The organism is Ideonella sp. sgz306126, assembly GCF_056032705.1.
In genome coordinates this window covers 605,247-628,655 of sequence record NZ_JBVYWP010000001.1, presented here as the reverse complement: position 1 = coordinate 628,655, position 23,409 = coordinate 605,247, and the positions used below count along the sequence as shown (strand labels likewise).

The window sequence follows — 23,409 nt, the reverse complement described above, 5'->3', positions numbered from 1 at the left end:
CGGATCGCCGACCGGCGATGAGCAGCACCCCGCGCCGAGGCCGTCAGGCCGCTGGCCGGCGGCGGGTGGCCTGGCGCTCCGCCTGCCGCCGGGCACGCCGCGCCGCGCGTTGGGCCTCGACGGCGGGGCCTGCCACGGTCTGGCGATCCGCCGCCTCATCGGGTGCCGCATAACCGTGCCGAATGCGCCCCGCCAGGCACAGGTGCTTGACCCGGTCGATCTCGTCGGCGGTCAACACGCCGGCGTCTTCGTGCCGCACCGGCGAGGTCTTGACGCTGGCGAAATCGGCGGCCTCGAACGGTTCGCCCAGGAAAGCCAGCAGCGCCTGCAGGCCCGCCATCGGGTTGGCGCTGAAGTGCTCGTAGCTCAGCTCGCAGACCCGGCCCGGATAAGCCTTCTTCAACACCGCCAGGTTGGCCACGGCCTCGTTCCAGTAGCTGCAGGCCGCCACCAGGTTGTCGACCTTCATCACCTTGCCGATGCGCAGGCTGGCCACCACGTCCACCGGGTTGCGCACGATGTGCACGAACGTCGCCTTCGGGAACTCGGTGGCGATCATCGCCGCCCCGTAGGCGTTCTGCGGGGTCTTGTCGAAGAAGCGGGTGGCGCCGGGCTTGTGCAGCGCGCGGTAGCGTTCCAGGTAGCGCTGCCACAGGTCGCCGCGCGAGCTGGCCGCGTCGAGCATCGCGGCGAACTCGGGCTCCGAAATGCCGTCGAGCTGCCGGTGCCGCTTGAGCGTCGGGTTGGCGGTGGCGACCTGCCGGTAGCCCGGCGCGCCGAAAGGCTCGCTCCAGCGGAAGAAATGCGTTTCCTCGGGGCAGCACAGGTGCGGATGCAGGCGCAGCACGTTGCGCAGCATCGTCGTGCCCGAGCGGACGCAGCCCAGAATGAAGAACGGCGCCGCAGCTGCGGCGCCTTCGCTCTTCTTAGGCTTCACAGGTGCAGGCCGGCCGGTGCCGGCCCCAGGCAAGCCCGGCTCACGCCTTGGCGGCGCCCTTGGCCTTGGCGGCCTTGCGTTCCGCCTTGCGGGCTTCCTTCTTCTGTTCCTTCTGGGCGTCGGTCTTGGCGGGCTTGTCCGCCTGTCCCTTGGCCAGGCGCAGCGAGATGCGCACGACGCTCTCGCCCGCGGCGGGGGCCGGCTTGCCTTCCTTGGCCTTGGCCGGCTTGCTGTTGACCTTGAAGCTGCCCAGCGGCAGGCACTTCACGTCCCCCTCGGTGGCGGCAGACAACTCGTCGCGCACGGCGATGAAGGCCGCGCGCAGCAGCTTTTCGATCGATTTCTGTGCGACGTCCGGATTCGCGGCCGACAGCTTGGTGGCCAGTTCCTTGATGTTCATGGGGTCATGCCTCTTCAGTTGATGAGCCTGCTCGACAAGGGTTGGCGACAACCTTCGAAACAGGTCTCGGCCGAATGATTTTGCAACCAAACGCGTGCGATTTCTGTGGCGATTGGGCCACATCCCTTAGGGGGGTCGATGCCGGCGGAACGGCCCTGCGAACAGCGGCGGCGTCCCCCCTGGGGTCGGGCCCGCGCGAGCCCGCCACTTTGCTTGTAAATCCCTATGTCGGCGGCGCACGCCCGACGCAGCAAGGGCTTGGGCCGCGCTACTTGACGCCCAGCGCGTTGAGCGACTTGGCGAATTTCTTGTCAGTCTGCAGGATGTGCTTGGACAGCCAGTCGCGCAGGAAATTCATGATCTCGGTCGAGATCATCGCGTTGCCGCTGTCGAACTTCTGCTTGAACGCGGACACGTCGGCGACGAACTTGTGGTGCTCGGCCTTGTGCGCGGCCGAGGCCTCGTACTTGTGCGAGGCCATCAGCTTTTCTTCGGTGCCGAAGTGGTACTGCGTGTAGCGCACCAGTTCGTTGAGCACGGCCTGCAGCGCGGCCTTGCCCTGGCCGGCGTGCATCGCGTCGTTGAGCTGGTTGACGAGTTCGACCAGCTTCTTGTGCTGGTCGTCGATGTCTTTGACGCCGACGGCCAGCATCGGGCCCCAGGTGATCAGTGCCATGGAGAGCTCCTTGCTTCGCTTGAGTGAGGGTGGGGGGAGGAGTGGGCTTCAGGCCTGGACCGCCTGAAGAATGTCCGCTGCGGTGGCCGACAAGGCCACGGAGGTTTCCAGCGCGCGTTCGGCGACCTGGCTGGTCTGCCCGGTCATGTCCAGAATCTGTCCGATACCGCCCACCATGTCCTGGATGAGCTGGTTCTGTTGGGTGATCTCGCCGGCCAGCGCGGCGCTGTGGGCCAGCAACTCGTCCGAGCCCGAGCGGATGTCGCGCAGCGCCGAGGCGGCGTCCTGCACCATCTGCACCCCGGCGGCCACCAGCGGCAGCGCGTGGTGGATGTCCTGCGACGACTCGGCCACGTCGGTCTGGATCAGGTGGATCGTCTCCGAGATGTGCTTGGTCGCCACCGCCGCTTCCTGGGCCAGGCGCTTGACCTCCTGGGCCACCACCGAAAACCCGCGGCCATGCGGCCCGGCGCGCGCCGCCTCGACCGCGGCGTTCAGCGCCAGCAGGTTGGTCTGGCTGGTGATGCGGGTGATCGTCGTGGCGACCTCGCCGATGTTGCGCGCCTGGCCCGACAAGGCCTGGATGCGTGCCGAGGCCTGGGTCATCGCGGTGGCGATCTCGGTCATCTTCAGCGCCACGTTGTCGACCAGCGTGCCGCCCTGGCTGGAGAGTTCGTGCGCCAGCGTCGAGCGCGATTGCAGGTCCTGCGCCACTGTCGTGACCTGGCCGACGCTGCTTGAGACCTGATCGATCAAGTCCTTGACGCCGTCGGTGGCGGCAGCCTGCATCTGGCCCGAGAACAAGATTTCGTTGGCCGCGGCGGCCAGGCGTTCCGAACTCGAGTTGACCTCGTCGGCGCCCTGCGCGACGCGGTCGTCCGAGCCCTGCCGGCGCAGCAGTCCACGGCCCGCCGGAATCTGCAGGCGGCGGTGCAGCACCGCCATCTCCACGCTGGACACGGCCAGCGCCAGTGCCAGTGCCAGCCCGAGGGCCTCCAGCGCCCCGGCCGTGGCGGTGCCGGCACGGCCGGAACCTGGCAGTGCCGGCAGCAGCAGGGCGCAGGCCAAGGCCGTGGCGAAGAGCGACAGGAACAGCATCCAGGCTTCACGGGATACCTTGAGCTTGAGACGCGGTTTGAACATCGCAGTTTTCCTGGGGCGCGACAGGGCGCGGAATCAAAGACGGCAGGACGCTCGGCGGGGCGAGGGCACACCCGGGGTGCGCGGGAGGGGCCTCGATGGCAAAGCGCTTCGCATGCCTTGAGCTATCGGTTCCTGCGGCGCCGGCGTTGATGGTGTCGCGCATGACCTGGATCAAAGCCGCCGCAATGAACCTCCCGCGCCGACGGGGCCGGTCGGGCAGGGCGCCTGCTGCGGTAGAGTCCGCCCCCAATCGGTGTCGTCCCATGCCTCAGCCTCTTCATCCCCTTTCTCCCGCCGTCGCGCCTCGCGCGCTTTCGGCCTGTTCCAGGCGGGCGGGCGCCATCCTGTCGCTCACCGTGCTGGTGGCGGGCCTGGCGCCCGGCGCGGCGCAGGCGACCGGCAACTGGCCGCCGCTGGAGAGTGAATCGCTCCCGACCTCGACCGGCTTCAGCATCGAGTCGGTGCGCCTGCCCCAGGGCGAACGCATGGGCTTGATGGGGGCGTCGATGCTGTTCGCACCCAGCCCATCGTGGCGCGTCGGCCCGGCGGTCTACGGGGCGTTCACCGGCCACCGCGGCGGGCTCTTCGTCGGCGGCGTCCAGGTCGAGCACGGCTGGCCGATCAGCGACAGCCAGGCCATCGTCGCCAGCTTCTTCGCGGGCGGCGGCGGGGGCGGCGCGGCGCCGGTGGGCAGCGGCCTGATGCTGCGTCCCTCCGTCAAGTGGCTGACCCAGCTCTCGCCCACGGTCGAGGCCGGCATCGCATGGTCGCAGGTGCGCTTTCCCAGCGGCGACATCCACAGCAACCAGCTGGGTCTGGTGATCGACTGGTACGGCGAGTACCGCCATTACGGTGATGCCGCGCCCGGCGACATCGCCTTCACCCGCGGTGCCAGCGGACTCGGCTTCGATCGCCTGGCGATCACCGCCTCGCAGTACCGGCTCGCCGGCGGCCGCCACATCGCGCTGGTCGGCGCGCGGGCCGACCGGCTCTCCACCGGCGACGGGCTGGTCTTCGGTGTGGAGACCGCCGCCGCCGCGTCAGGCAACGCGGCCGGCTACATGGAAATCCTGGGCGATGCGACCGCCAGCGCGGCCCCGTTCCCTGAAGCGCTGCCGTCCTGGCGCACCGGCGTGCGCGCCGCGATCGGCCTGGGCGGCGGCGGCGCCGTGCCCACCGGCGGCGGCGTGATCGGCAAGTTCAGCGCCGTCACCGAAATCTCGCCGCACCCCGGCTGGGCGATGGGGGCCGGGCTGGGCATCGTGCGCACGCCGTCGCACCTGCTGCGCGCCAAGCAGCTCGACCTCTGGATGCGCGTCGATCTCGAAGGCCAAAGCCAGGCCGCGCCCGTGGTGCGCACCGAATGGACCGCGGTGATCCAGCACCACGGCCGGGTGGCGCGCAACGACGGCAGCTTCCGCCCGCTGGACACCGTCGGCATCAAGCTCGACCGCTATGTCAGCCAGCATGTCTACCTCACCGGCCAGGCCCACAGCGCCTACGCGGGCGGGGCAGGTGCCTATTCGATGGGCCTGCTGGGCGCCGGCCTCGCCAGCTCCCGGATCGGTCCCGCGCGCGCCGGGCTCGAAGTGCTGGCCGGTGCCGCGGGCGGTGGCGGCGTGCAGACCGGCGGCGGCGCGCTGGCGCAGTGGATGGGCTGGCTGGGCGTCTCGCCCAGCCGCCATGGCGGCGAATGGCGCCTCGGCCTGGGTCAGCAGCGCACCGTGCGCAGCGGCTTCACCAGCCCGGTGGCCGAACTGTCCTGGACCAAGACCTTCATGCTGTCGAGCCGCTGAGCGGCCGGGCGCCCGGCCGGCGCGGGCGGGGCCGGCGCAGCGCCTTTGCCGCCCGGCACAGCCCCGGCTCGCCCGCCTCCACCCGTCGCCCCAGACCCTGGGGGCCAGTGGCGAAGCTGTCACGTTCTCCGGACTCGATCCGCCCGCCATTCCGGAGATCCGCCATCCGGCGCGGCCCGGTGGTGCCGGTCCTGGGCAGAAACTCGTTTCCTGTCAGTCACTTGGCGTCGGGCGCCGCCGCCTCAGCCGGATGGCATGGAAGCTGCGATGAAACCCCTCGGGCACGGTGCGAGGGGTCACCCCCTGGTCATCGCCCGCAGAGTTCCAAACCCGACTGGAGACAAGACATGACCCGATTCAAGACGCTGGCGGCGCCGGTGGCCGCCCTGTTGTTCGCCCTCAGCCCGCTGACCCATGCCCAGGAAGTGGTGCGGCTGGGCAACCTGAAGCTCGCCCATTTCGGCGCCGTTTCGTACATGCAGGAGATCGGGCCCCAGTGCGGCCTCAAGATCGACGTGCGCATCTTCGCCAAGGGCCTGGACGTGATGCAGGCCATCATCGCCGGCGACCTCGACGCCGGCGCGACCGCCTCCGAGGCGGCGATCTCGGCGCGCGCCAGCGGGGTACCGATCTACGTCGTGGCCGGCTTCGCCAACGGCGGCGCCCGCCTTCTGGCCCGCCCGGACTCCGGCATCAAGCGCGTGGCCGACCTCAAGGGCAAGCGCGTGGCCGTCACGCGCGGCAGCATCCAGGAGATCCTGCTCGCCACCGAACTGGGCAAGGCCGGCCTGAGCTTCTCGGACCAGCCGGGCAAGGACGTGCAGATCACCTACCTGAACTACCCTGACCTGAACCAGGCGCTGCTGACCAAGAACGTCGACGTCATCATGCAGACCGAGCCGCAGTCGTCGCAGGCGATCAACAAGGGCTTCGGCGTGGAACTGCTCAAGCCCTACGACACGCCGATCGGCAGCCCGGTCCGCACGCTGGTGATGACCGAGAAGTTCTACAAGGAAAAGCCGCTGGTGGCCGAGAAATTCATGCGCTGCTTCGTGATGGCCACCAAGGCCTTCATCGACGATCCCAAGCTCGCCTCGCGCTACGTGCGCGAGACGCTGTTCAAGGGCCAGATCACCGAGGCCGACTTCGACGCCGCGATCGGCAACTCGCCCTACAGCTACGACATCACGCCGGAGCACCTGCAGACCACCGCCGACCTGATGGTCAAGTACGGCATCGGCAAGTTCCGCCAGGCCCCGCGGGCGACGGACTACGTCAAGACCGACCTGCTGCAGGCGGCCAAGAAGTCGCTCCACGTCCAGTGATCGCCATGCGCCGTCACGTCATTCCATGGTTGCAGGGCGCGGCGGTGCCCGCGCTGCTGCTGGCCCTGTGGCAGGCCGTGGCCTCGCTGGGCTGGGTCAACCCGCAGGTGCTGCCGTCGCCCGTGGCGGTGGCGGTGCGCTGGTGGCAGTACCTCGCGCCGATGCAGGCCTGGGATCCCTCGCAGGGCAGTCACGTCGCGTGGCTGTTCTCGGGCGAGCTGCTGCAGGACGCCGCCGGCAGCCTGTACCGGGTGCTCACGGGCTTCTTCCTCGGCTCCTTGCTGGGCCTGCCGCTCGGCCTGCTGATGGGGGCCAACGAGCGGGTCTTCAAGCTGATGAACCCGCTCGTGCAGGTGCTGCGCCCCATCCCACCGATCGCCTACATCCCGCTGGCCATCCTGTGGTTCGGCCTGGGCAACCCGCCTGCGATCTTCCTCATCGTGATCGGGGCCTTCTTCCCGGTGCTGATGAACACCATCGCCGGGGTGCGGCACGTCGACGGCATCTACCTGCGGGCCGCGCGCAACCTGGGCGCCAGCCAGATGACGATCTTCCGGCGGGTCATGCTGCCGGCGGCCACGCCCTACATCCTCAGCGGCATGCGCATCGCGATCGGCACCGCGTTCATCGTCGTCATCGTTTCGGAGATGATCGCGGTGAACAACGGGCTGGGCTACCGCATCCTGGAGGCCCGGGAGTACTTCTGGTCCGACAAGATCATCGCCGGCATGTTCACCATCGGCCTGCTCGGACTGGGCATCGACCTGGTGATGAGCCGCATCAACAACCACCTGCTGCGCTGGCACCGCGGCCTGGAGCAGTGACATGACGACCGCGTCCATCCTCGTGCAAGGCGTGCACAAGCGTTTCACCACCGCCGGCGGCACCGACGTGGTGGCGCTCGCGGGCATCGACCTGCAGGTCCAGCCCGGCGAGTTCGTCTGCCTGCTGGGCCCCTCGGGCTGCGGAAAATCCACGCTGCTCAATGCCATCTCGGGCTTCTCGCCCCCCACCTCGGGCCGCATCGAGGTCTCCGGGCAGCCGGTGCTCGGGCCGGGTCCGGACCGCGGCATGGTGTTCCAGGAGTACGCGCTGTTCCCCTGGATGACGGTGGCGCAGAACATCGCCTTCGGCCTGCAGATCAAGGGCCTGTCCAAGGGCGACATCGCGGTGGCGGTCGAGCGCTGGCTGCAACTGCTGCGGCTGGGCGAGTTCCGCGATCGCTTCCCGAAAGACTTGTCGGGCGGCATGCGCCAGCGCGTGGCCATCGCCCGCGTGCTGGCCATCGACCCGCCGGTGCTGCTGATGGACGAGCCCTTCGGGGCGCTGGACGCGCTGTCGCGCCGGGCGCTGCAGGATGAGCTGACCAAGATCTGGGCCGAACTCGGCAAGACCATCGTGTTCGTCACCCACAGCATCGAGGAAGCCCTCTACCTGGCCGACCGCATCGTGGTGATGACCTACCGCCCCGGCACGATCAAGGCGGACGTGCGCGTGGACCTGCCGCGCCCGCGCGACGCCAGCGCCACCGCGTTCAATGCGCTCAAGCGCGACATCGGGGCCCTGGTGATGGCCGAGCAGGCACGCCACGACGAGGCCGAACTGAGCGGCCTCACGATGGACTGAGTGCCGGTGCCAGCGACGACGCCCGCGGGCCGGCGGTCGCCCGGCTTCTACGCGGCGGTGCTGGTCGTCGTCGCGCTGGCCGGAGCGGTGCTCTGGGGCAGCGGCGAACTGGCGGCCCGGCGGGCCAGCGCCGACGTGCGCGAGGCGGCCCGCCACCGGCTGGAGGTCTACAGCACCAGCCTGGACGCGGCGCTGGAAAAGTTCAGCTACCTGCCCTACACGGTCTCGCAGAACCCGGACCTGCTGCGGCTGGTGACGGCCCCCGGCGACGTGGCGACCGCCGCCCGCGTCGACGACTACCTCGCCCGCGTCAACCAGCAGGCCGGCGGCATGGTGCTCTACGTGATGGGCGCCGACGGCGCGACGGTGGCCTCCAGCAACTGGAACACGCCGCAGAGCTACGTCGGGCTGAACTTCGGCTTTCGTCCGTACTTCCTCGACGCGATGCACGGCGGATCGGGGCACTTCTACGGCGTGGGCGTGACCACGCAGGTCGCCGGCTACTTCATCTCCGCGCCGGTGCGCGCGCCCGACGGCCGCGCGCTGGGCGTGGTGGCCGTCAAGGTCAGCCTCGCCGGCATGGAGGCGAGCTGGAAGGCCGCCAACGACCGCGTGATCGTCACCGATCGCCACGGCATCAGCTTCCTGTCGTCCGAGCCGGCCTGGCGCTACCGCGCGGTGGACGCGCTGTCGGCGCCCGCGCGGGCCTACATCGCCGCCACGCGCCAATACGAGAACCAGTCGTTCGCGCCCTTGCGCTGGCACCGGCGGCCGCTCGCCGCCGAGGCGGTGCACATCGTGCGGATCGATGATCCGGACGACCGGGGCGACTACCTGATCGAGACGCGCCAGATCGATCCGCTGGGCTGGCACCTGATGCTGTTCGCCGATGCGCAGCCCATCGTGCTGGCGGCGCGCGCCACGCGCATGGCCAGCCTGCTGCTGCTGGTCACGCTGGCCGTGGCGGGCCTGTACCTGCAGCAGCGCCGCCGCCGCATCCTGGAAAACCTCCAGGCGCAGCAGGCCCTGGCGCAGGCGCACCGCGAGCTCGAGCACAAGGTGAGCGAGCGCACCGCCGACCTGGTGGCGGCCAACCAGGCGCTGGGGGCCGAGGTCGCCACGCGGGCCCGCACCGAGCGCGAGTTGCGCGATGCGCAGAGCGAACTGGTGCAGGCCGCCAAGATGGCCGTGCTGGGGCAGATGGCGGCCGGTGTGACCCATGAGCTCAACCAGCCGCTGACGGCGATGCGTTCGCTGGCCGACAACGCGAGCACGCTGCTGGCCGCAGGCCGCCCGGACAAGGCGGCCGAGAACCTGCAGCTCATCACCCAGCTCGTCGAGCGCATGGGCCGCATCACGCTGCAGCTGCGCAACTTCTCGCGCAAGAGCCCGGGCGATGCGGAGTCGGTGGTGCTGCGGGGCGCGGTCGCCGACGCGCTGGCGCTGCTCGAGCAGCGCGTGATGCAGCAGCGCGTCGTGATCGCGCTGCGGGTGCCGCCGGACGCGCTGGTGCGCTTCGAGGCGGTGCGCCTGCAGCAGGTCCTCGTCAACTTGCTGCGCAACGCGCTGGACGCGCTGCGCGAGCACGTCGGCGAAGGCCGCATCGAGATCGTCGCCGAGCGTCAGGCGCTGAGCTGGGTCCTCACGATCGAGGACAACGGCCCCGGCATCCCGGCCGAGGTGCTGCCGCACCTGTTCGACCCGTTCTTCACGACCAAGGAGGCGGGTGTCGGGCTCGGGCTGGGCCTGCCGATCTCGCTGGCGATCGCGCGCGACTACGGCGCGAGCCTGGTGGCCGGCAACGCGCAGAACGCAGGCGCGCGGTTTATCCTGCGCATGGATCTGGCCGAAGAGATACGAGCCCCGTGATGACTGATGCTGCGCAACGAGTGATCCTGGTCGACGACGAGCCGCTGATCCTGCGCGCCTGCAGCCAGACCCTGGAGCTGGCCGGCATCGAGGTGCAGGCCTGCGAGACCGCGGAGCAGGCGCTGTCGCTGGCCGGGCGCGAGTTCGAAGGCATCGTCGTCACCGACGTGCGCCTGCCCGGCATGGACGGCATGGCGCTGCTCGCCCGCCTGCGGCTGATCGACCCGGAACTGCCGGTCGTGCTGATCACCGGCCACAGCGACGTCGCGCTGGCGGTGCAAGCCATGCGCGAGGGTGCCTACGACTTCATCCCCAAGCCCTTCGCGTCGGCGCACCTGATCGACGTCGTGCGGCGCGCCCTCGACAAGCGCCGCCTCGTCACCGAGAACCGCAGCCTGCGGCTCGCGCTCGGACAGGCGCGCGGCGTCGAGGGCCTGCTGCTGGGCCAGCACCCGCAGATGGCCGCCGTGCGCCGCCTCATCCACGACGTGGCCGGCAGCGGCGCCGACGTGCTGGTGCTGGGCGAGACCGGCACCGGCAAGGAGTTGGTGGCGCGCGCGCTGCATGCGGCCGGCGGCCGCTCCGAACAACCCTTCGTCGCCGTCAACGCGGCGGCGGTGCCCGAATCCATGTTCGAGTCGGAGATGTTCGGCCACGAGGCGGGGGCGTTCACCGGCGCGGGCCGGCGCCGCATCGGCAAGCTGGAGCACGCCGGTCGGGGCACCCTGTTCCTCGACGAGCTCGAGAGCATGCCGCTGCAACTGCAGGCCAAGCTGCTGCGCGTGCTGCAGGAGCGCGTGCTGGAGCGCCTGGGCGGCAATGACATGGTGCCCATCCATTGCCGCGTGGTGGGCGCCACCAAGGAAGACCTGTTCGAGATGGCGCGCGCCGGCCGCTTTCGTGCCGACCTGCTGTACCGGCTCAACGTCGTCACGATCTCGCTGCCGCCGCTGCGCGAGCGCCGCGAGGACATCCCGCTGCTGTTCGACCACTACGTCCAGCAGGCCGCGGCGCGCTTCCAGCGGCCGGCGCCGCCGGTGGCCGCGGCCGTCTACCGGCGCCTGCTGGCCAACGACTGGCCCGGCAACGTGCGCGAGCTGAAGAACGCGGCCGAGCGCTATGCGTTGGGCATCTACGAGCACGAATCCGCCGCCCCCGGCGGCGACGCCTTGCCCGCGCTGGTCGAGCGCTTCGAGCGCCAGCTCGTGCAGGAGGCCTTGCGCACCGCGGGCAGCGTCAGCCAGGCCGCCGAGCACCTGGGCATCCCACGCAAGACCCTTTACGACAAGCTCAAGCGCTTCGGCCTCGAGCCGCAAGGCGCGCCCTGAACCACCGCAAGGCACGCCCTGAGACCCCTCGGGCCGGCCTGAGTCCCCACAGCCCGCACGACGGAGATTGAATGAAGACCTTCCACGACCCGCTGGTCCTGACCGTCGCGCCCAACGGCGCCTACAAGCAAAAAGCCGACCACCCGGGCGTGCCGCTCACGGCCTCGGAGCTCGCCGCCGAGGCGCGCCGCTGCCTGGATGCCGGCGCCGCGATGATCCACCTGCACGTCCGCACGCCCGAAGGCCTGCACCTGCTGGACGCGGGCGCCTACCGGGAAGCGACGCAGGCGATCCGCGCGGCCGTCGGGCAGGCGCTGGTGGTGCAGGTGACCAGCGAGTCGGGCCGCCTCTATGCCCCGGCGCAGCAGATGGCGGTGGTGCGCGAACTCGTGCCGGAGGCCGTCTCGGTGGCGGTGCGCGAACTGATCCCCGATCCCTCGCACGAGGCCGAGGCGGCGGAGTTTCTCGCGTGGCTCGCGAAGACCGGGATCATGACCCAGGTGATCCTCTACGACGCCCAGGACCTGCAGCGCTGGCGCGCGTTGCGCCAACGTGGCGTCGTGCCCGACGCGCCCTGGTTCCTGCTGTTCGTGCTGGGGCGCTACAGCGCCGGCCAGCGCAGCGAGCCTCGCGACTTGCTGCCCTTCCTGGCCGGCCACGATGGGCCCGAGCCGTGGGCGGTGTGCGCGTTCGGCCCGCAGGAAAACGCCTGCATGATGGCCGCCGCCGCCTTCGGAGGCCATGTGCGCGTGGGCTTCGAGAACAACCTGCTGCTGCCCGACGGCAGTGTGGCGCCCGACAACGCCGCGCTGGTGCGGCGCGCCGCCGACGGCGTGCGGGCGATGGGCCGCTCGCTGGCCAGCGCCGAAGCGCTGCGACAGGCCTTCGGCTGAAACGGCGGCAGTGCGGCCTCGACACCCGTCGATGCGGCCTCGCGCTCCTCCAGCCCCGGATCTCACGGACCGGTTGCGCGTCGCTGTTCCCGCAGGAACGGTCGATCGATCTGAAGGCTGAGCGAGCTCAGATCACGGCCCGACACACCGAGCCGCTCGAAGTGGGGCCGCCATGCGTCGACCACGGCGGCCACTTCTGCCGCCACCTGCCTTGCGCGCGGCAAGGTCAGCGCAAACGACCGATGTTCAGAAAGCGCGTTCGCCATGGTCGCCTGTGCACCGTCACGCCCCACCCTCATTTGCTGGTACCCCAAGGCCTGGCCGGCCGGCAGGACGTCGAAGGCCGGCGCCAGCCGGTATCGCCGGCCCGCGTCGACCAACAGGGCGTGGTTTTTCTCGTGGTCGTCGGTGTTGTCGATCAGGATGTTGAACACCATGCGTCTGAACAACTGCTCGCCTTGGGCCTCGAACCGATCGGCCGGCGCTCGCCGACGCAGCAGCAGCGCCAGTTCCGGATAGCCGTAGGCTTGCCCGGCCGCTCGCAAGGCAACGTGCGCGGAAAGCGCGTGCAGCCGCTGGTCGCCGTCTCGGTCGAAGCGGCGCACGGCCACGGCATGGCCGGCGGCCAAGGTGATCAAGCGCGTGGCACACACCTCGATGCCGGCACGTGCCGCCAGCGTCATCGCCGCATGCTCGACCACCGGGCTGTCCAGCGGATCGCCGGTCTCGGCGAACTTGACGACCCAGTCTGCGCCGTCGATGTGCACCAGCGCCTTGGGTCTCGCGCCGCCCAGGGTCGCCCCCGGTGTGACAAGGCGCCGCAGCCGCTCCTCGACCGGCTCGCCCGCCTCGACCCGCCGCACCAGATCGTGGATGGCATCCACTTCGCCAAGCTGGGCCATCGCCCCGTGGTGCCGGGGCAGGTATGCGTCGGCCGAGGTCGAGACGCCCAGCGCGCCGAACCGGTCGTCGCCTGCGAAATACAGGAACTCCAGCGTCGACAGCCTGGCCGGATGGTCCAGCAATCGAACGATGCGCTCGCCCCAGCGATCCGGCCTGGCGTCGTCCACCGCGCCGGCGACCGCGTCCGGCTCCGCCGGCAGGAACTCGCCACGCTGCAGAGGCAGATCTTCGCTGAGCGCATGGCCCGTTGAAATCCAGTCCGGGTGGTATTCGAGCGAAACGCCGCCAGGCTGCCGCCCATGGCGCGCGACGTGGCGCAAGACGCCCACCGGCCGCGGCGCGTGCGGATCGGCCAACCACCAGAGGTACAGCACGTCGGTGATTCGTTGACATCCTCTCCACCCAAGCGCTGCGCGCTATGGATGGAGATTCCCGGGGAGGCTCAGTCCCGAGCTGGTTCCTGCCAACGGAAGTCCAACAGACCTTCCTTGAGCCGCTGAGCGCGGCCTCCGGTGCTGCAGCTTCTCTTTCGAGATGAGCTGCGCACCATCACAGGCATCAGTTCCCGCGTATCCCGCGGTACTCGCCGGGCGTCCGCCCGGCTGGATTTCGTCGGCCGAGCCCAGCATCAGCTGCGCCTTGGCCAAGATGTTTTTCGCCGCGTTGCGGTCGGCGTTCTCCGCGTGGCCGCAGGCCACGCACTCGAACGTCGCCTGCGTCTTGCGGTTCTCCGCGGCCGTGTGGCCGCAAGCGCTGCACGCCTGGCTCGTGAACGCCGGCGGCACCGCCACCAGCATCGCGCCCGACCAGGCCGCCTTGTACTCGAGCATTGAGCGGGCCATCGACCAACCGTTGCGCAGGATGGTCCGGTTCAGGCCTGCCTTGGCGCGCACGTTCTTGCCCGGCGCTTCGACCGTGCCGGCCGCCGAGGCCGTCATCGACCGCACCGCCAGGTCCTCGATGGCGATGAGCGCGTGGCCACGCACCAGCTCGGTGGTGCGCTGGTGCAGGAAGTCTCGCCGCATCGCTGCGATGCGGGCGTGAATGGCGCCCAGGCGCGCGACGGCCTTCTTGCGGTTGGCCGAGCCTTTTCTTTTGCGCGACACCGCCTGCTGCTGGCGCTTCATGCGCCGCTCGTAGCGGCCGATGCGCTCGGGCAGCTCGATGGGCGCGAGCGCGTCGTTGCTCGGCATGATGGTCGTGGCCGCGCCGAAGTCCAGGCCCACCGCGGCGGTGGCCGCGGGATACCCGACCTCGACCTCGCGCTCCGTCTGAAGCGAGGCGACCCAGCGGCCGCGCTCCTGGTGCAGCGTCACGTTCTTGAGCTCGCCCAGGGCCTCGCGGCTGTGCCGTAAGCTCACATCTCCGAGCTTGGGCAGCGTCACCGTGCCGGCGGCAGCGTCGTACTTGCAGTCCTGCGGCAGGCGCAGCGTGTCGCCCTCGCCCTTCTTTTTGAAGCGCGGCGCGCCGAACTTGGAGTTGAACTTGGAGTCCCAGGCTTTGCACAGGTCCTTCAGAGCCTGCTGCAGCGCCTGGGCCGGCGGCTCGCAGAGCCACGGGTGCTGCGCCTTCAGCGCCGGCAGGCGCGCGCACAGCGCGCTGTACCCGGGACGCTTGCGTCCGGCAGCCACCTCGGCACGCTGATGCGCGAGCGCCTCATTGAAGACGAAGCGCCGGCAGCCCACCCAGCGCCGCAGCACGGCTTCACGCTGTGGCTTCAGGCGCAGTGCGAATTGGAAGCCTTGACGGACGAGCATGGACGAAAATCGCGCTTAGTTATATGCTGTATGCGCATACAGTATATCGACCTACACCATGCGCGTCAACAAGCTCTACCACTGCAGCTACTCGCTTAGTTATTACTTCGTGTTCGTCACGAAGTACCGCCGCAAGTGCTTCACCAGCGCGATGCTCGACCGGCTGAAGGATGTCGTCGCGACGTTGTGCGAGGACTGGGAGGCCGAGCTCATCGAGATGAACGGGGAAGAGGACCATGTCCACTTCCTTCTTGGGCTGAACCCGAAGTGCGCACCCAGCGTCGTGGCGAACAACTTCAAGACCGTCACGAGCCGGCTCCTTCGCAAGGAGTTCCCGGCGCTGCGCGCCAAGTACCGGGAGCCGGTGCTGTGGAGTCGGAGCTACTTCGTTGCCAGCGTGGGCGGAGCGCCACTGTCCGTTATCAAACAGTACATCGAGCAGCAAGCGAGACCACTGTGACGCTGCTCGCTGGCGCGAGCAGCGTGCGCCGCTTCACCACCATCCAAGCGGGTAGGCTCCGCCTTGGGGCAGCTATCGCTGCCAGCCCGCTATGGATGGAGCACTACGGCGCGACTCGGTAGGCGCTCACTTGGCCGCCCTTGTCCGACGGTTCAGGCGTTCGCGTGCCTGGCGCAGGTCGAGCTCGAGTGCCCCCCGGTCGCTGGCGGGATCGGCCAGATCAGGCAGCGCTTGCGCGCGCCCCATCAACCAAAGCGCCGCCGCATAGATGCCCATGCCGACACCGGGATCACCGTCTTCGAGCCGCTGCAGCGTTCGCACCGACACGCCGATGCGCTTGGCCCAGTCACGCAGCGACTCCTTGCGGCGCAACCGGGCCAAGGCCAGGTTCTCGCCCAGGGCCTTCAGGCTCTCGGCGGCCTGCGGCGCCAGCCAGTCGTTGTGGGCGGAAGACTTTGGCATGCCATTAAATTTATCAGAGTCTATAAATTGACGCCTTTAATGACGCTTATTGTTCCGCGCTACCGACCTGGATCCGGCTCGCTCAGCCATCCTTCCGCAACATCGCCGCCGTATCATCCGGCGGCGCGCGGAAAGCGCGCTCTGTTCAACCGCTGATGAGGGGAATCGCCATGGGTATTCTGGACAAGCTGGAAGAAGTCGCCGGGGCCGTCGCTGCCGTGGAAGGCCTGGAGAAGGTCGATCCGAACGCGTCGTTCCTGGGCGAAGCCGCGGCTGCGGTCGCCGGCTATAAGGGCGTGGAACTGATCAAGGAAAAGCTCGCCGAGAAGGACAGCGGCGACGACAGCGCTCCGGCCACGTCCTGATCCACCGCGGCCCGGGGCGCACCGGGCCCGCCACAGGTTCACCCGCAGCCGCTGCAGGTGAACCTTTTTTTACGAGCGTGGACGCCTCGCCTTGCGAGCGCGGACGCCGGCCTTGCGGGACAGGCGTGCACCGAAGCGGCCTGTGGCCCGTTCAACAGCGGGAAACACCGGGGCACGCGAGATCGGTTCAAATCCGCCCCGGATCCCGTTCAGACCCCCAAGAAGGAAACACCATGAAACGTCGCCATCTCGCCCTGGTCCTGGCCGCCGCGCCGCTGTTGCCGGGCTTGGTCCAGGCCGCCGAGCCGATCGAAGGCAAGGACTACACCCGCCTGGGCACCCCGCAGCCCGTGGCCGTGCCCGGCAAGATCGAGGTGATCGAGTTCTTCGGCTACTGGTGCCCGCATTGCAATGCCTTCGAGCCGATGCTGGAACCCTGGGTCAAGGCGCTGCCGGCCGATGTCGCGTTCCGCCGCATCCCGGTGGGCTGGGCCCCGCCGCACCTGCCGTACCAGAAGCTGTACTTCGCGCTCGAAGCGATGGGCGCGCCCAGCGACATCCATGCCAAGGTCTTCCGCGCCGTGCACGTGCAGCACCTGCAGCTGGAGACGGCCGCCGGGCTGGCCGCCTTCGCGTCCGCCAACCAGCTCGACAAGGCCCGGCTCGAAGCCGAGATGAACAGCTTCACCGTCGCCACCAAGATCCGCGCGGCCAACCAGCTGTTCGCCGCCTACCACGTGGACGGCGTGCCCACGCTGGCCATCAACGGCCGCTTCATCACCTCGCCCGAGCTGGCCGGCAGCGAAGTACAGGCTCTGAAAGTGGCCGACGCGCTGATCCGCAAGAGCCGCTCCCAGCGTTGACATCGCTGCGGCGCAGGCCTGCGCCGCAGCGATCCCCCTAGTTCGTGGAGCCGACATTTTGCGGACATGTCGGCCACTAGAATGAACTTTCGCTCTCGTTGAACCCTCCACCTCCCGGCCCGTGCACCCGCACGGGGCGTGCAGCAGTTCTTGCAGGGGGGGTCCGGTGGCGCTGGGGAGTTCAATGAGTTCAAACGATAGGCTGCGCCGCACCGCGTGCGCGCTGGCAGTGGGCGTCTCGGTGTGGGCTCTGGCCGCCTGCGGTGGCCACGAAAGCGGCGCCACCCAGACGGTGGCCAAGGTCAACGACGGCGAGATCACCGTCCATCAGGTCAACGACGTGCTGCAGCAGCAGCGCGGCCTGCGCCCCGAGCAGATGGACGCCGCCAGCCACCAGGTGCTCGAACACCTGATCGACCGCGAGGTCGTCTACCAACAGGCGGTGGACCAGAAGGTGGACCGCGAGCCCGCCGTCGTCTCGGCCATCGAGGCCGCCAAGCGCGACATCATCGCCCGCGCCTACCTCGAAAAAATCGGCGCCACCACGGCGCCGCCCACGCCCGCCGACGTGCAGAAATACTTCGACGCGCACCCCGGCCTGTTCAGCCACCGCCGCATCTACACCTTGCAAGAGGTCAACGTGCAGACCACCGAGGCGCAGCTGGCCCAGATCCGCGCCGAGTTGACGGCCGCCACCGGCCCGGCCGATTTCATGGCCCGCCTGAAGGCGCAAAGCCTGCAGTTCACCACCGGCCAGGCCACCCAGCCGGCCGAGGCGCTGCCGCTGGCCCTGGTCGACCCGCTCAGCAAGCTCAGCGAAGGTCAGGCCGTGGTGCAACCCGGCCCGGGCGGCGCCAAGGTGCTGTTCGTGCTCAGCGCGCAGGACGCCCCGGTGACGCTGGACCAGGCCCGCCCGGCGATCGAGCAGTTCATCACCCAGCAGCGCCGGCGCGACGCGGCCGATGCCGAGGTCAAGCGCCTGCGCACGGCCGCCAAAGTCGAATACCTGGGCGCTTTTGCCAAAAATGCCGCATCGGCGCCCGCCGCTGCGCCGGCCGCGGCCCCCGCCTCGGCCGCGACCCCTGACACTGGGGCGGCTGACGCGGGCACGGCAAATGCATCTTCCGGTGCAACGGCTCCGGCCCCGGCAGCGTCCCCGGCCGGCTTGGACGACGCCACGCTCAAGAAAGGCCTAGGCATCAAGTGACTGCGCCCATGCTTCATTCCCGATTCTTTCGATTGCTGCTGCTGGCCCTCGCCGTCGCCTTCGGGCTCTGGCTGGCCCCCGACGCGGCCCACGCCCAGGGCACGGCCGCTGGCAGCACCGCTGTGGCTCCGGCCGAGTACAAGCTCGGCCCCGGCGATGCGATCCACATCACCGTCTACCAGAACCAGGACCTGACGCTGGACGCCCGCCTGTCCGACGGCGGCGTCATCTCGTACCCGCTGCTGGGCGCGGTGCACGTGGGCGGGCTGAGCGTGGGCGATGCGGAAAAGCTGATCGCCAGCGGCCTGGCCAAGGGCGATTTCGTCAAGAACCCGCAGGTCAACGTGGTGCTGATGCAGGCTCGCGGCAGCCAGGTCAGCGTGCTGGGCCAAGTCAACCGGCCCGGCCGCTACGCGCTGGAGCAGGCCGGCACCCGGCTGACCGACGTGCTGGCGCTGGCCGGCGGCATCCTGCCGCAACTGGGCGGCGACATGGTCACCGTGGTGGGCACGCGGGGCGGCCAACCCTTCCTGCAGAAGGTGGACGTGCCCGCCATCTTCGCCACGGCCGAGCGCAAGGGCGACCTGGTGCTGCAGGGCAACGACGTGGTCTATGTGGACCGCGCCCCGCAGTTCTACATCTACGGCGAGGTGCAGCGCCCCGGCCAGATGCCGCTGATGCGCGGCATGACGCTGATGCAAGGCCTGGCGGCCGGCGGCGGCCTCACGCCCCGCGGCACCGAAAAAGGCATCCGTGTGCGCCGCCGTGGTGCCGACGGCAAGACCACCGAACTGCAGCCCGGCATGGACGAGCCGCTGCAGGACGGCGACGTGATCTACGTTCGCGAAAGCCTGTTCTGAAGTCCCGCCGCGCCCCGGCCAGCCCGGCGCCGGCCCCTCAACCCTAGCGAGACTGCCGCGGCGCGCGCCACGCCGGCGGGCGCGCTGCGGGTCACACTCCCTCACGCCATGAACTTCACCCATTTCCTCGCCATCCTGCGCGCCCGGCGCAAGCTCGCGCTGCTGGTGTTTTTCGTCACCGTGGCCACGGCCGTGGTGCTGAGCCTGGTGTTGCCCAAGAAGTACACCGCCGAAGCCAGCGTGGTGGTGGACGTGACGCCCGACCCGATCAGCGGCGCGATGGCCAGCGCAATGATGGGCCCGGCCGTCATGGCCACTCAGGTGGACATCCTGACCAGCGACCGCGTGGCCCGCAAGGTCATCCAGAACCTGAAGCTGGACCAGAACCCCGACATCCGCCAACAGTGGCAGGAGGCGACTGGGGGGCAGGGCACGGTGCAGGACTGGCTGGTCGAAGTCTTTCAAAAGCAGTTGGACGTCAAACCCAGCCGCGAAAGCAACGTCATCGCGGTGGACTACAAGGCGCCGGACCCGAACTTCGCCGCCGCGCTGGCCAATGCCTTCGTCCAGGCGTACCTGGACACCTCGCTGGAACTGCGCGTGGACCCGGCCAAGCAGTACAGCGGCTTCTTCGACCGCCGCGCCAAGGACGCCAAGGCCGCGCTGGCGGCGGCCCAGACCAAGCTCAGCCAGTACCAGCAGGCCAACGGCATCCAGGGCAATGACGAGCGGCTGGACGTGGAAACCGGCCGCCTCAACGACCTGAGCACCCAGCTGGTGATGATGCAGGCGCTGGCCACCGACAGCGCCGGCCGCAGCGCCCAGGCTCACGGCGGCAACACCGCGCAGCTGAGCGACACGCTGAACAACCCCGTGGTGGCCGGGCTGAAGGTGGACCTGAGCCGCGCCGAGGCCAACCTGCAGGAACTCAACACCCGGCTGGGCGCCAACAACCCGCAGGTGCTGCAGGCGCAGGCCAACATCGCCGAGCTGCGCAACCGCATCGCGGCGGAAACCCGCAACGTCGGCGGCAGCATGGGCGTCACCGCCAACATCAACGCTGCCCGCGTCGCTCAGCTCCAGGCACAGCTCGACGCGCAGCGCGCCAAGGTCATGAAGCTCAAGCAATCGCGCGACGGCATGGCCGTGCTGCAAGGCGATGTGGACAACGCGCAGAAGGCGCTGGACGCGATCGCCGCGCGCCAGACCCAGAGCAGCCTGGAAAGCCAGACCCAGCAGACCAACGTCAACCTGCTGAGCGCGGCCACGCCGCCGCTCAAGCCCTCCAGCCCCAAGCTGCTGCTCAATACCTTGGTGGCCATCTTCCTGGGCGGACTGCTGGCCGTGGGCTCGGCGCTGGTGCGCGAACTGCAAGACCGCCGCGTGCGCGGCCCGCAAGACCTGGTTGAAGCGCTGGGCCTGCCGGTGCTGGGTGTGATGCCGCGCCCCGCCATCGCGCTGAAGGGCAACGCGCTGAGCCTGATGGCGCAGCGCGTCATCTCCGGCCAGCTTCCCGCGCCCGACAAGAAGTAACCCAGGGAACCCGCCACCATGCCCGCAGACCTCCGCAGCCCCGAAGGCGCCAATTCCACCTTCGGCGGCCTGCCCAGCGCCGAAGACGTGCGCTCCATCGGCGACATCATCCGCGACACCCGCAACCTCAGCGCCGAGCAGGTGGAGCAGGTACTGGCCCATCAGCGCAGCCACGGTCTCAAGTTCGGCGAAGCCGCCATCGCGCTGGGCTACGCCACGCCGGACGACGTGCTGCGCGCGCTGGCCCAGCAGTTCAACTACGCCTACGGCGGCGAAGAGCGGCGCCAGAGCAGCCCCGAGCTGGTGGTGCTGAACCAGCCGTTCACGCAGCAGGCCGAGGCCTTCCGCGCCATTCGCGCGCAAATCATGCTGCGCACCCACCCCGAGGGCGAGGATGGCAAGGTCAAGTCCCGCCGCGCGCTGGCCGTGGTCAGCCCCAACACCGGCGAAGGCAAGACCTTCTTCTGCGCCAACCTGGCCGTGGCGCTGGCCCAGTTGGGCGGGCGCACCCTGGTGGTAGACGCCGACCTGCGCGGCCCGCGCCTGCACGAGGTCTTCGGCGTCGAAGGCGACACCGGCCTTTCGGGCCTGCTCTCGGGCCGGGGCGGCGACAGCGTCATCCGGTCAGTGGCCGGCGTGCCTAACCTCTTCGTGCTGCCGGTAGGCATCCGCCCGCCGAACCCGCTGGAACTGGTCGAGGGGCCCGCCTTCGGCCTGCTGCTGCACGAATTGCTCACCCGCTTCGACCATGTGGTGGTGGACACTCCGGCCGGGCAATATGGCGCTGATGGGGCTGTGATCGCAGCACGGTGTGGCGTGGCGTTGGTGATAGCGCGTAAGAACATGGCTCGCGTCAATGAACTCCAGGCGCTGGTTCATACGCTGACGGCTGCGAATGCGCGGGTTGCTGGCGTCGTGATGAACGAGTTTTGACGGGAACAGCGCGCCATTTGCCATGAACTCACCTTCGCTAACGCAAAGGCTGCTTGAGCGGCCAGCACAAGCGTGGCTGGTTGTTCTTGCCGGCCTACTGCTGCTTTACGTTCCAACGCTGGTTGACTTGTTCAAGAGCGTTTGGTCCACCGAGCAACAAGGGCAGGGGCCGATTGTTCTTGTGCTGGCTATTTGGTTGATTTGGCGTAGTTGGCCTGCTTGGAGCGGTTCGGTCGGGGCAGTGCCATTGCGTAGCGCGGCCTGGCTGATCCTTGCGTTAGCGAATCTCCTCTACATATTCGGCCGATCCCAAAGCCTCTTGTTGGTTGAGACTGCCTCGTTGATACCCATGCTCGCGGGCATCATGCTCTTGCTGCGCGGAACGAAGCAACTCAAGGCTGTATGGTTCCCATTGGTGTTTCTCGTATTCATGTTGCCATTGCCAGGCGTGTTCGTGGATGCGATGACTCAACCCATGAAACTGGCAGTTTCTTACTGCGTTGACCAAATTCTCTATTTCGTGGGTTTCCCTATCAGTCGAAGCGGAGTTATTTTAGAGATTGGGCCATATCAGTTGCTGGTTGCTGACGCGTGCGCTGGGCTTCACACCTTATTCACGCTCGAAGCGTTGGGCCTTGTCTACCTCAACGTGGTCCGGTCCTCATCGTCGACTAGAAATATCGTGTTAGGCGTGCTGATTATTCCGATCAGCTTCGTCGCAAACGTCATCCGAGTTTGCCTGCTTGCGCTGATTACGTATTATTGGGGTGATGCAGCCGGTCAGGGGTTTCTCCATGGCTTTGCCGGGATCGTCCTCTTTTTAGCGGCACTGCTCCTCATCATGTCAATCGATGGTCTGTTGAGAGTGGGTCTTGCCAAAGGGAATCCCCATGACCAAGGCTAGCGATATGACCCGAACGGTCGAATGCGAGTCAGCTGTGCTTGGCAGCATCCAAGCCGCGTTGCTCTGCTTGGTCTTGATGGTGGCATCTTCGATTTGTGCACATTTTTTCAAGCCGCGATTGCGTCTGGCAGATCAACGACCGGCCCTTCACTTGCTCGCCATCGCACCCGAGAGTTTTTCGCACTGGCATCAATTGCCTGATTCTGGCTTGCTTGTAAATCCGGAAACCGAGAACGAGCTCGAGACCATCTATAGCCAGACCTTGTCGCGAACCTACGTGAACGACGACGGATATCGAATCATGCTATCGATCGCCTATGGAGGTGATCAAAGTCGTGACCTGCAGGTTCATCGCCCCGAGGTCTGCTATTCGGCGCAAGGTTTTCAAGTGGCTCAAATTCACAAAGATCAGATTGCGTTTGGGAAATTTCGGTTGCCAGTGATGCGAATGACCACTCGCCTTGGGGACCGCGTTGAGCCCGTCACCTACTGGGTTCGCATCGGCGACCTGCTGGTGCGAGGTAATGTGGAACAAGGAATTGCGCGACTTCGGTACAGCTTGAAGGGCCTCATTGCAGACGGGCTGCTATTTCGGGTCTCGTCGATTGACGGTAACAGCGACTATGCTTGGAGGCGGCAAGACCAATTTGTGCGAGACCTGCTGGATGCCATGTCCTCTGCAAATGTTAGAGCTGTTGCTGGGGCTGAGGGCTCTCATTGAGCTGAACATATGACCCGTTCGTGCTCTACTCCTCGGTTGCCATGGTGAGCATCAAAGGCCTGCAGTCTATGACCATATGCTTGATATGCTAGGGATTCACCGATGAATGAAGCCTTTGAGCATGGCCAGCACGAGAGTCGGTAATCCTGCTGAACCGTGGATCCTCGTGCATGGTATGAGTGATATCCGGCACCGCCCAGGTTCGCGTCACCGTTAAGGCACTGCCATGAAACGCCAAAAAAAGTTTTCCGGCCAGCAACCAACGTGTCTTTAAGAACTGGTTGTGCGGTTATGCGCTGTTCTCAACCAGAGCGCTATAGCGCATCTCCTTGCAACAGAGCAGGATCAATGCTGTCCATATTGAATCTAACCTCAATGCGGACCATGGTCCTCGGCTCCTTAACACCTTTGGCATAACAGCCAAACTGTTCGGCTCTACGAAATACCT

The 23,409-nt window shown here is 68.0% G+C and carries 23 protein-coding genes; 16 read left to right on the top strand and 7 right to left on the bottom strand.

The window, feature by feature from the left end:
- Positions 1-43 precede the first annotated feature (43 nt).
- From AC0N04_RS02910 to AC0N04_RS02895, 4 genes are all read right to left on the bottom strand, one after another.
- On the bottom strand, positions 44-937 hold the full coding sequence (locus AC0N04_RS02910) for a sulfotransferase family protein (RefSeq protein ID WP_474278427.1): 894 nt from the start codon (positions 935-937) through the stop codon (positions 44-46).
- A 40-nt stretch (positions 938-977) separates the two neighbouring features.
- Positions 978-1,337: an HU family DNA-binding protein gene (locus AC0N04_RS02905; RefSeq protein ID WP_474278425.1), complete on the bottom strand. Its 360-nt coding sequence runs from the start codon at positions 1,335-1,337 to the stop codon at positions 978-980.
- Positions 1,338-1,605: 268 nt separating this feature from the next.
- Entirely contained in the window at positions 1,606-2,013 is a 408-nt protein-coding gene (locus tag AC0N04_RS02900; protein ID WP_474278423.1) for a bacteriohemerythrin, read from the bottom strand.
- Between the two features lie 48 nt (positions 2,014-2,061).
- Positions 2,062-3,156, bottom strand: coding sequence for a methyl-accepting chemotaxis protein (locus tag AC0N04_RS02895; RefSeq protein WP_474278421.1), 1,095 nt, complete (start codon positions 3,154-3,156; stop codon positions 2,062-2,064).
- A gap of 263 nt (positions 3,157-3,419) precedes the next feature.
- On the opposite strand from AC0N04_RS02895, the gene AC0N04_RS02890 reads away from it, so the two are divergent.
- The 7 genes from AC0N04_RS02890 (at position 3,420) to AC0N04_RS02860 (ending at position 11,993) form a co-directional block, all read left to right on the top strand.
- Positions 3,420-4,952, top strand: coding sequence for a hypothetical protein (locus tag AC0N04_RS02890; protein WP_474278418.1), 1,533 nt, complete (start codon positions 3,420-3,422; stop codon positions 4,950-4,952).
- A 347-nt stretch (positions 4,953-5,299) separates the two neighbouring features.
- On the top strand, positions 5,300-6,277 hold the full coding sequence (locus AC0N04_RS02885) for an ABC transporter substrate-binding protein (RefSeq protein ID WP_474278416.1): 978 nt from the start codon (positions 5,300-5,302) through the stop codon (positions 6,275-6,277).
- Between the two features lie 5 nt (positions 6,278-6,282).
- Complete coding sequence (locus AC0N04_RS02880) at positions 6,283-7,101, top strand: ABC transporter permease (RefSeq protein WP_474278414.1); 819 nt, start codon at positions 6,283-6,285, stop codon at positions 7,099-7,101.
- Between the two features lies 1 nt (position 7,102).
- Entirely contained in the window at positions 7,103-7,903 is an 801-nt protein-coding gene (locus tag AC0N04_RS02875; RefSeq protein ID WP_474278412.1) for an ABC transporter ATP-binding protein, read from the top strand.
- Positions 7,904-7,909: 6 nt separating this feature from the next.
- On the top strand, positions 7,910-9,772 hold the full coding sequence (locus AC0N04_RS02870) for an ATP-binding protein (protein WP_474278410.1): 1,863 nt from the start codon (positions 7,910-7,912) through the stop codon (positions 9,770-9,772).
- Positions 9,772-11,100, top strand: a complete 1,329-nt coding sequence (locus tag AC0N04_RS02865; RefSeq protein WP_474278408.1) for a sigma-54-dependent transcriptional regulator — start codon at positions 9,772-9,774, stop codon at positions 11,098-11,100. Before AC0N04_RS02870 ends, AC0N04_RS02865 begins: the two co-directional genes overlap by 1 nt.
- Positions 11,101-11,171: 71 nt before the next feature.
- On the top strand, positions 11,172-11,993 hold the full coding sequence (locus AC0N04_RS02860) for a beta-keto acid cleavage family enzyme (protein ID WP_474278406.1): 822 nt from the start codon (positions 11,172-11,174) through the stop codon (positions 11,991-11,993).
- A gap of 62 nt (positions 11,994-12,055) precedes the next feature.
- Here the strand turns inward: AC0N04_RS02860 and AC0N04_RS02855 are convergent, their stop codons facing one another.
- Positions 12,056-13,270: a type II toxin-antitoxin system HipA family toxin gene (locus AC0N04_RS02855; protein WP_474278404.1), complete on the bottom strand. Its 1,215-nt coding sequence runs from the start codon at positions 13,268-13,270 to the stop codon at positions 12,056-12,058.
- A gap of 42 nt (positions 13,271-13,312) precedes the next feature.
- Complete coding sequence (locus AC0N04_RS02850) at positions 13,313-14,653, bottom strand: RNA-guided endonuclease InsQ/TnpB family protein (protein ID WP_474278402.1); 1,341 nt, start codon at positions 14,651-14,653, stop codon at positions 13,313-13,315.
- A 58-nt stretch (positions 14,654-14,711) separates the two neighbouring features.
- Between AC0N04_RS02850 and tnpA the strand changes: the two genes are divergently transcribed.
- On the top strand, positions 14,712-15,113 hold the full coding sequence (gene tnpA / locus AC0N04_RS02845; protein ID WP_474278400.1) for an IS200/IS605 family transposase: 402 nt from the start codon (positions 14,712-14,714) through the stop codon (positions 15,111-15,113).
- A gap of 126 nt (positions 15,114-15,239) precedes the next feature.
- Here the strand turns inward: tnpA and AC0N04_RS02840 are convergent, their stop codons facing one another.
- Positions 15,240-15,575 carry a helix-turn-helix domain-containing protein gene (locus AC0N04_RS02840; RefSeq protein WP_474278398.1) on the bottom strand — a complete coding sequence of 112 codons (336 nt, stop codon included), beginning with the start codon at positions 15,573-15,575 and terminating at the stop codon, positions 15,240-15,242.
- A gap of 170 nt (positions 15,576-15,745) precedes the next feature.
- Here AC0N04_RS02840 and AC0N04_RS02835 point away from each other — a divergent pair, with 170 nt between their 5' ends.
- The 8 genes from AC0N04_RS02835 to epsI all read left to right on the top strand — a co-directional run bounded on the left by AC0N04_RS02835 (position 15,746) and on the right by epsI (position 22,961).
- A complete protein-coding gene (locus AC0N04_RS02835; protein ID WP_474278396.1) occupies positions 15,746-15,940 on the top strand; it encodes a hypothetical protein in 195 nt (64 codons plus the stop codon).
- Positions 15,941-16,173: 233 nt separating this feature from the next.
- Positions 16,174-16,803 carry a thiol:disulfide interchange protein DsbA/DsbL gene (locus AC0N04_RS02830; RefSeq protein WP_474278394.1) on the top strand — a complete coding sequence of 210 codons (630 nt, stop codon included), beginning with the start codon at positions 16,174-16,176 and terminating at the stop codon, positions 16,801-16,803.
- Between the two features lie 184 nt (positions 16,804-16,987).
- On the top strand, positions 16,988-18,010 hold the full coding sequence (locus AC0N04_RS02825) for an EpsD family peptidyl-prolyl cis-trans isomerase (RefSeq protein WP_474278392.1): 1,023 nt from the start codon (positions 16,988-16,990) through the stop codon (positions 18,008-18,010).
- Between the two features lie 8 nt (positions 18,011-18,018).
- The gene (gene epsE / locus AC0N04_RS02820) at positions 18,019-18,870 is read left to right on the top strand and encodes a polysaccharide export protein EpsE (protein WP_474278390.1); all 852 of its coding nucleotides are present in this window, start codon (positions 18,019-18,021) and stop codon (positions 18,868-18,870) included.
- A gap of 108 nt (positions 18,871-18,978) precedes the next feature.
- Positions 18,979-20,403 carry a chain length determinant protein EpsF gene (gene epsF, locus AC0N04_RS02815; protein WP_474278389.1) on the top strand — a complete coding sequence of 475 codons (1,425 nt, stop codon included), beginning with the start codon at positions 18,979-18,981 and terminating at the stop codon, positions 20,401-20,403.
- 18 nt (positions 20,404-20,421) lie between these two features.
- The gene (locus AC0N04_RS02810) at positions 20,422-21,336 is read left to right on the top strand and encodes a polysaccharide biosynthesis tyrosine autokinase (RefSeq protein WP_474278387.1); all 915 of its coding nucleotides are present in this window, start codon (positions 20,422-20,424) and stop codon (positions 21,334-21,336) included.
- Positions 21,337-21,358: 22 nt separating this feature from the next.
- Positions 21,359-22,240, top strand: coding sequence for an exosortase B (gene xrtB, locus AC0N04_RS02805; protein ID WP_474278385.1), 882 nt, complete (start codon positions 21,359-21,361; stop codon positions 22,238-22,240).
- Entirely contained in the window at positions 22,227-22,961 is a 735-nt protein-coding gene (gene epsI, locus AC0N04_RS02800; RefSeq protein ID WP_474278383.1) for an exosortase-associated protein EpsI, B-type, read from the top strand. The genes xrtB and epsI overlap by 14 nt, the downstream gene beginning before the upstream one ends.
- Positions 22,962-23,409 lie beyond the last annotated feature (448 nt).

Excerpts from the sequence above, each read along its gene's own strand:
- AC0N04_RS02905 (WP_474278425.1), bottom strand. The coding sequence starts at position 1,337 with ATGAACATCAAGGAACTGGCCACCAAGCTGTCGGCCGCGAATCCGGAC.
- AC0N04_RS02900 (WP_474278423.1), bottom strand. The coding sequence starts at position 2,013 with ATGGCACTGATCACCTGGGGCCCGATGCTGGCCGTCGGCGTCAAAGAC.
- AC0N04_RS02895 (WP_474278421.1), bottom strand. The coding sequence starts at position 3,156 with ATGTTCAAACCGCGTCTCAAGCTCAAGGTATCCCGTGAAGCCTGGATG.
- AC0N04_RS02890 (WP_474278418.1), top strand. The coding sequence starts at position 3,420 with ATGCCTCAGCCTCTTCATCCCCTTTCTCCCGCCGTCGCGCCTCGCGCG.
- AC0N04_RS02885 (WP_474278416.1), top strand. The coding sequence starts at position 5,300 with ATGACCCGATTCAAGACGCTGGCGGCGCCGGTGGCCGCCCTGTTGTTC.
- AC0N04_RS02880 (WP_474278414.1), top strand. The coding sequence starts at position 6,283 with ATGCGCCGTCACGTCATTCCATGGTTGCAGGGCGCGGCGGTGCCCGCG.
- AC0N04_RS02875 (WP_474278412.1), top strand. The coding sequence starts at position 7,103 with ATGACGACCGCGTCCATCCTCGTGCAAGGCGTGCACAAGCGTTTCACC.
- AC0N04_RS02865 (WP_474278408.1), top strand. The coding sequence starts at position 9,772 with ATGACTGATGCTGCGCAACGAGTGATCCTGGTCGACGACGAGCCGCTG.
- AC0N04_RS02860 (WP_474278406.1), top strand. The coding sequence starts at position 11,172 with ATGAAGACCTTCCACGACCCGCTGGTCCTGACCGTCGCGCCCAACGGC.
- AC0N04_RS02850 (WP_474278402.1), bottom strand. The coding sequence starts at position 14,653 with ATGCTCGTCCGTCAAGGCTTCCAATTCGCACTGCGCCTGAAGCCACAG.
- tnpA (WP_474278400.1), top strand. The coding sequence starts at position 14,712 with ATGCGCGTCAACAAGCTCTACCACTGCAGCTACTCGCTTAGTTATTAC.
- AC0N04_RS02840 (WP_474278398.1), bottom strand. The coding sequence starts at position 15,575 with ATGCCAAAGTCTTCCGCCCACAACGACTGGCTGGCGCCGCAGGCCGCC.
- AC0N04_RS02835 (WP_474278396.1), top strand. The coding sequence starts at position 15,746 with ATGGGTATTCTGGACAAGCTGGAAGAAGTCGCCGGGGCCGTCGCTGCC.
- AC0N04_RS02830 (WP_474278394.1), top strand. The coding sequence starts at position 16,174 with ATGAAACGTCGCCATCTCGCCCTGGTCCTGGCCGCCGCGCCGCTGTTG.
- AC0N04_RS02825 (WP_474278392.1), top strand. The coding sequence starts at position 16,988 with ATGAGTTCAAACGATAGGCTGCGCCGCACCGCGTGCGCGCTGGCAGTG.
- epsE (WP_474278390.1), top strand. The coding sequence starts at position 18,019 with ATGCTTCATTCCCGATTCTTTCGATTGCTGCTGCTGGCCCTCGCCGTC.
- epsF (WP_474278389.1), top strand. The coding sequence starts at position 18,979 with ATGAACTTCACCCATTTCCTCGCCATCCTGCGCGCCCGGCGCAAGCTC.
- AC0N04_RS02810 (WP_474278387.1), top strand. The coding sequence starts at position 20,422 with ATGCCCGCAGACCTCCGCAGCCCCGAAGGCGCCAATTCCACCTTCGGC.
- xrtB (WP_474278385.1), top strand. The coding sequence starts at position 21,359 with ATGAACTCACCTTCGCTAACGCAAAGGCTGCTTGAGCGGCCAGCACAA.
- epsI (WP_474278383.1), top strand. The coding sequence starts at position 22,227 with ATGACCAAGGCTAGCGATATGACCCGAACGGTCGAATGCGAGTCAGCT.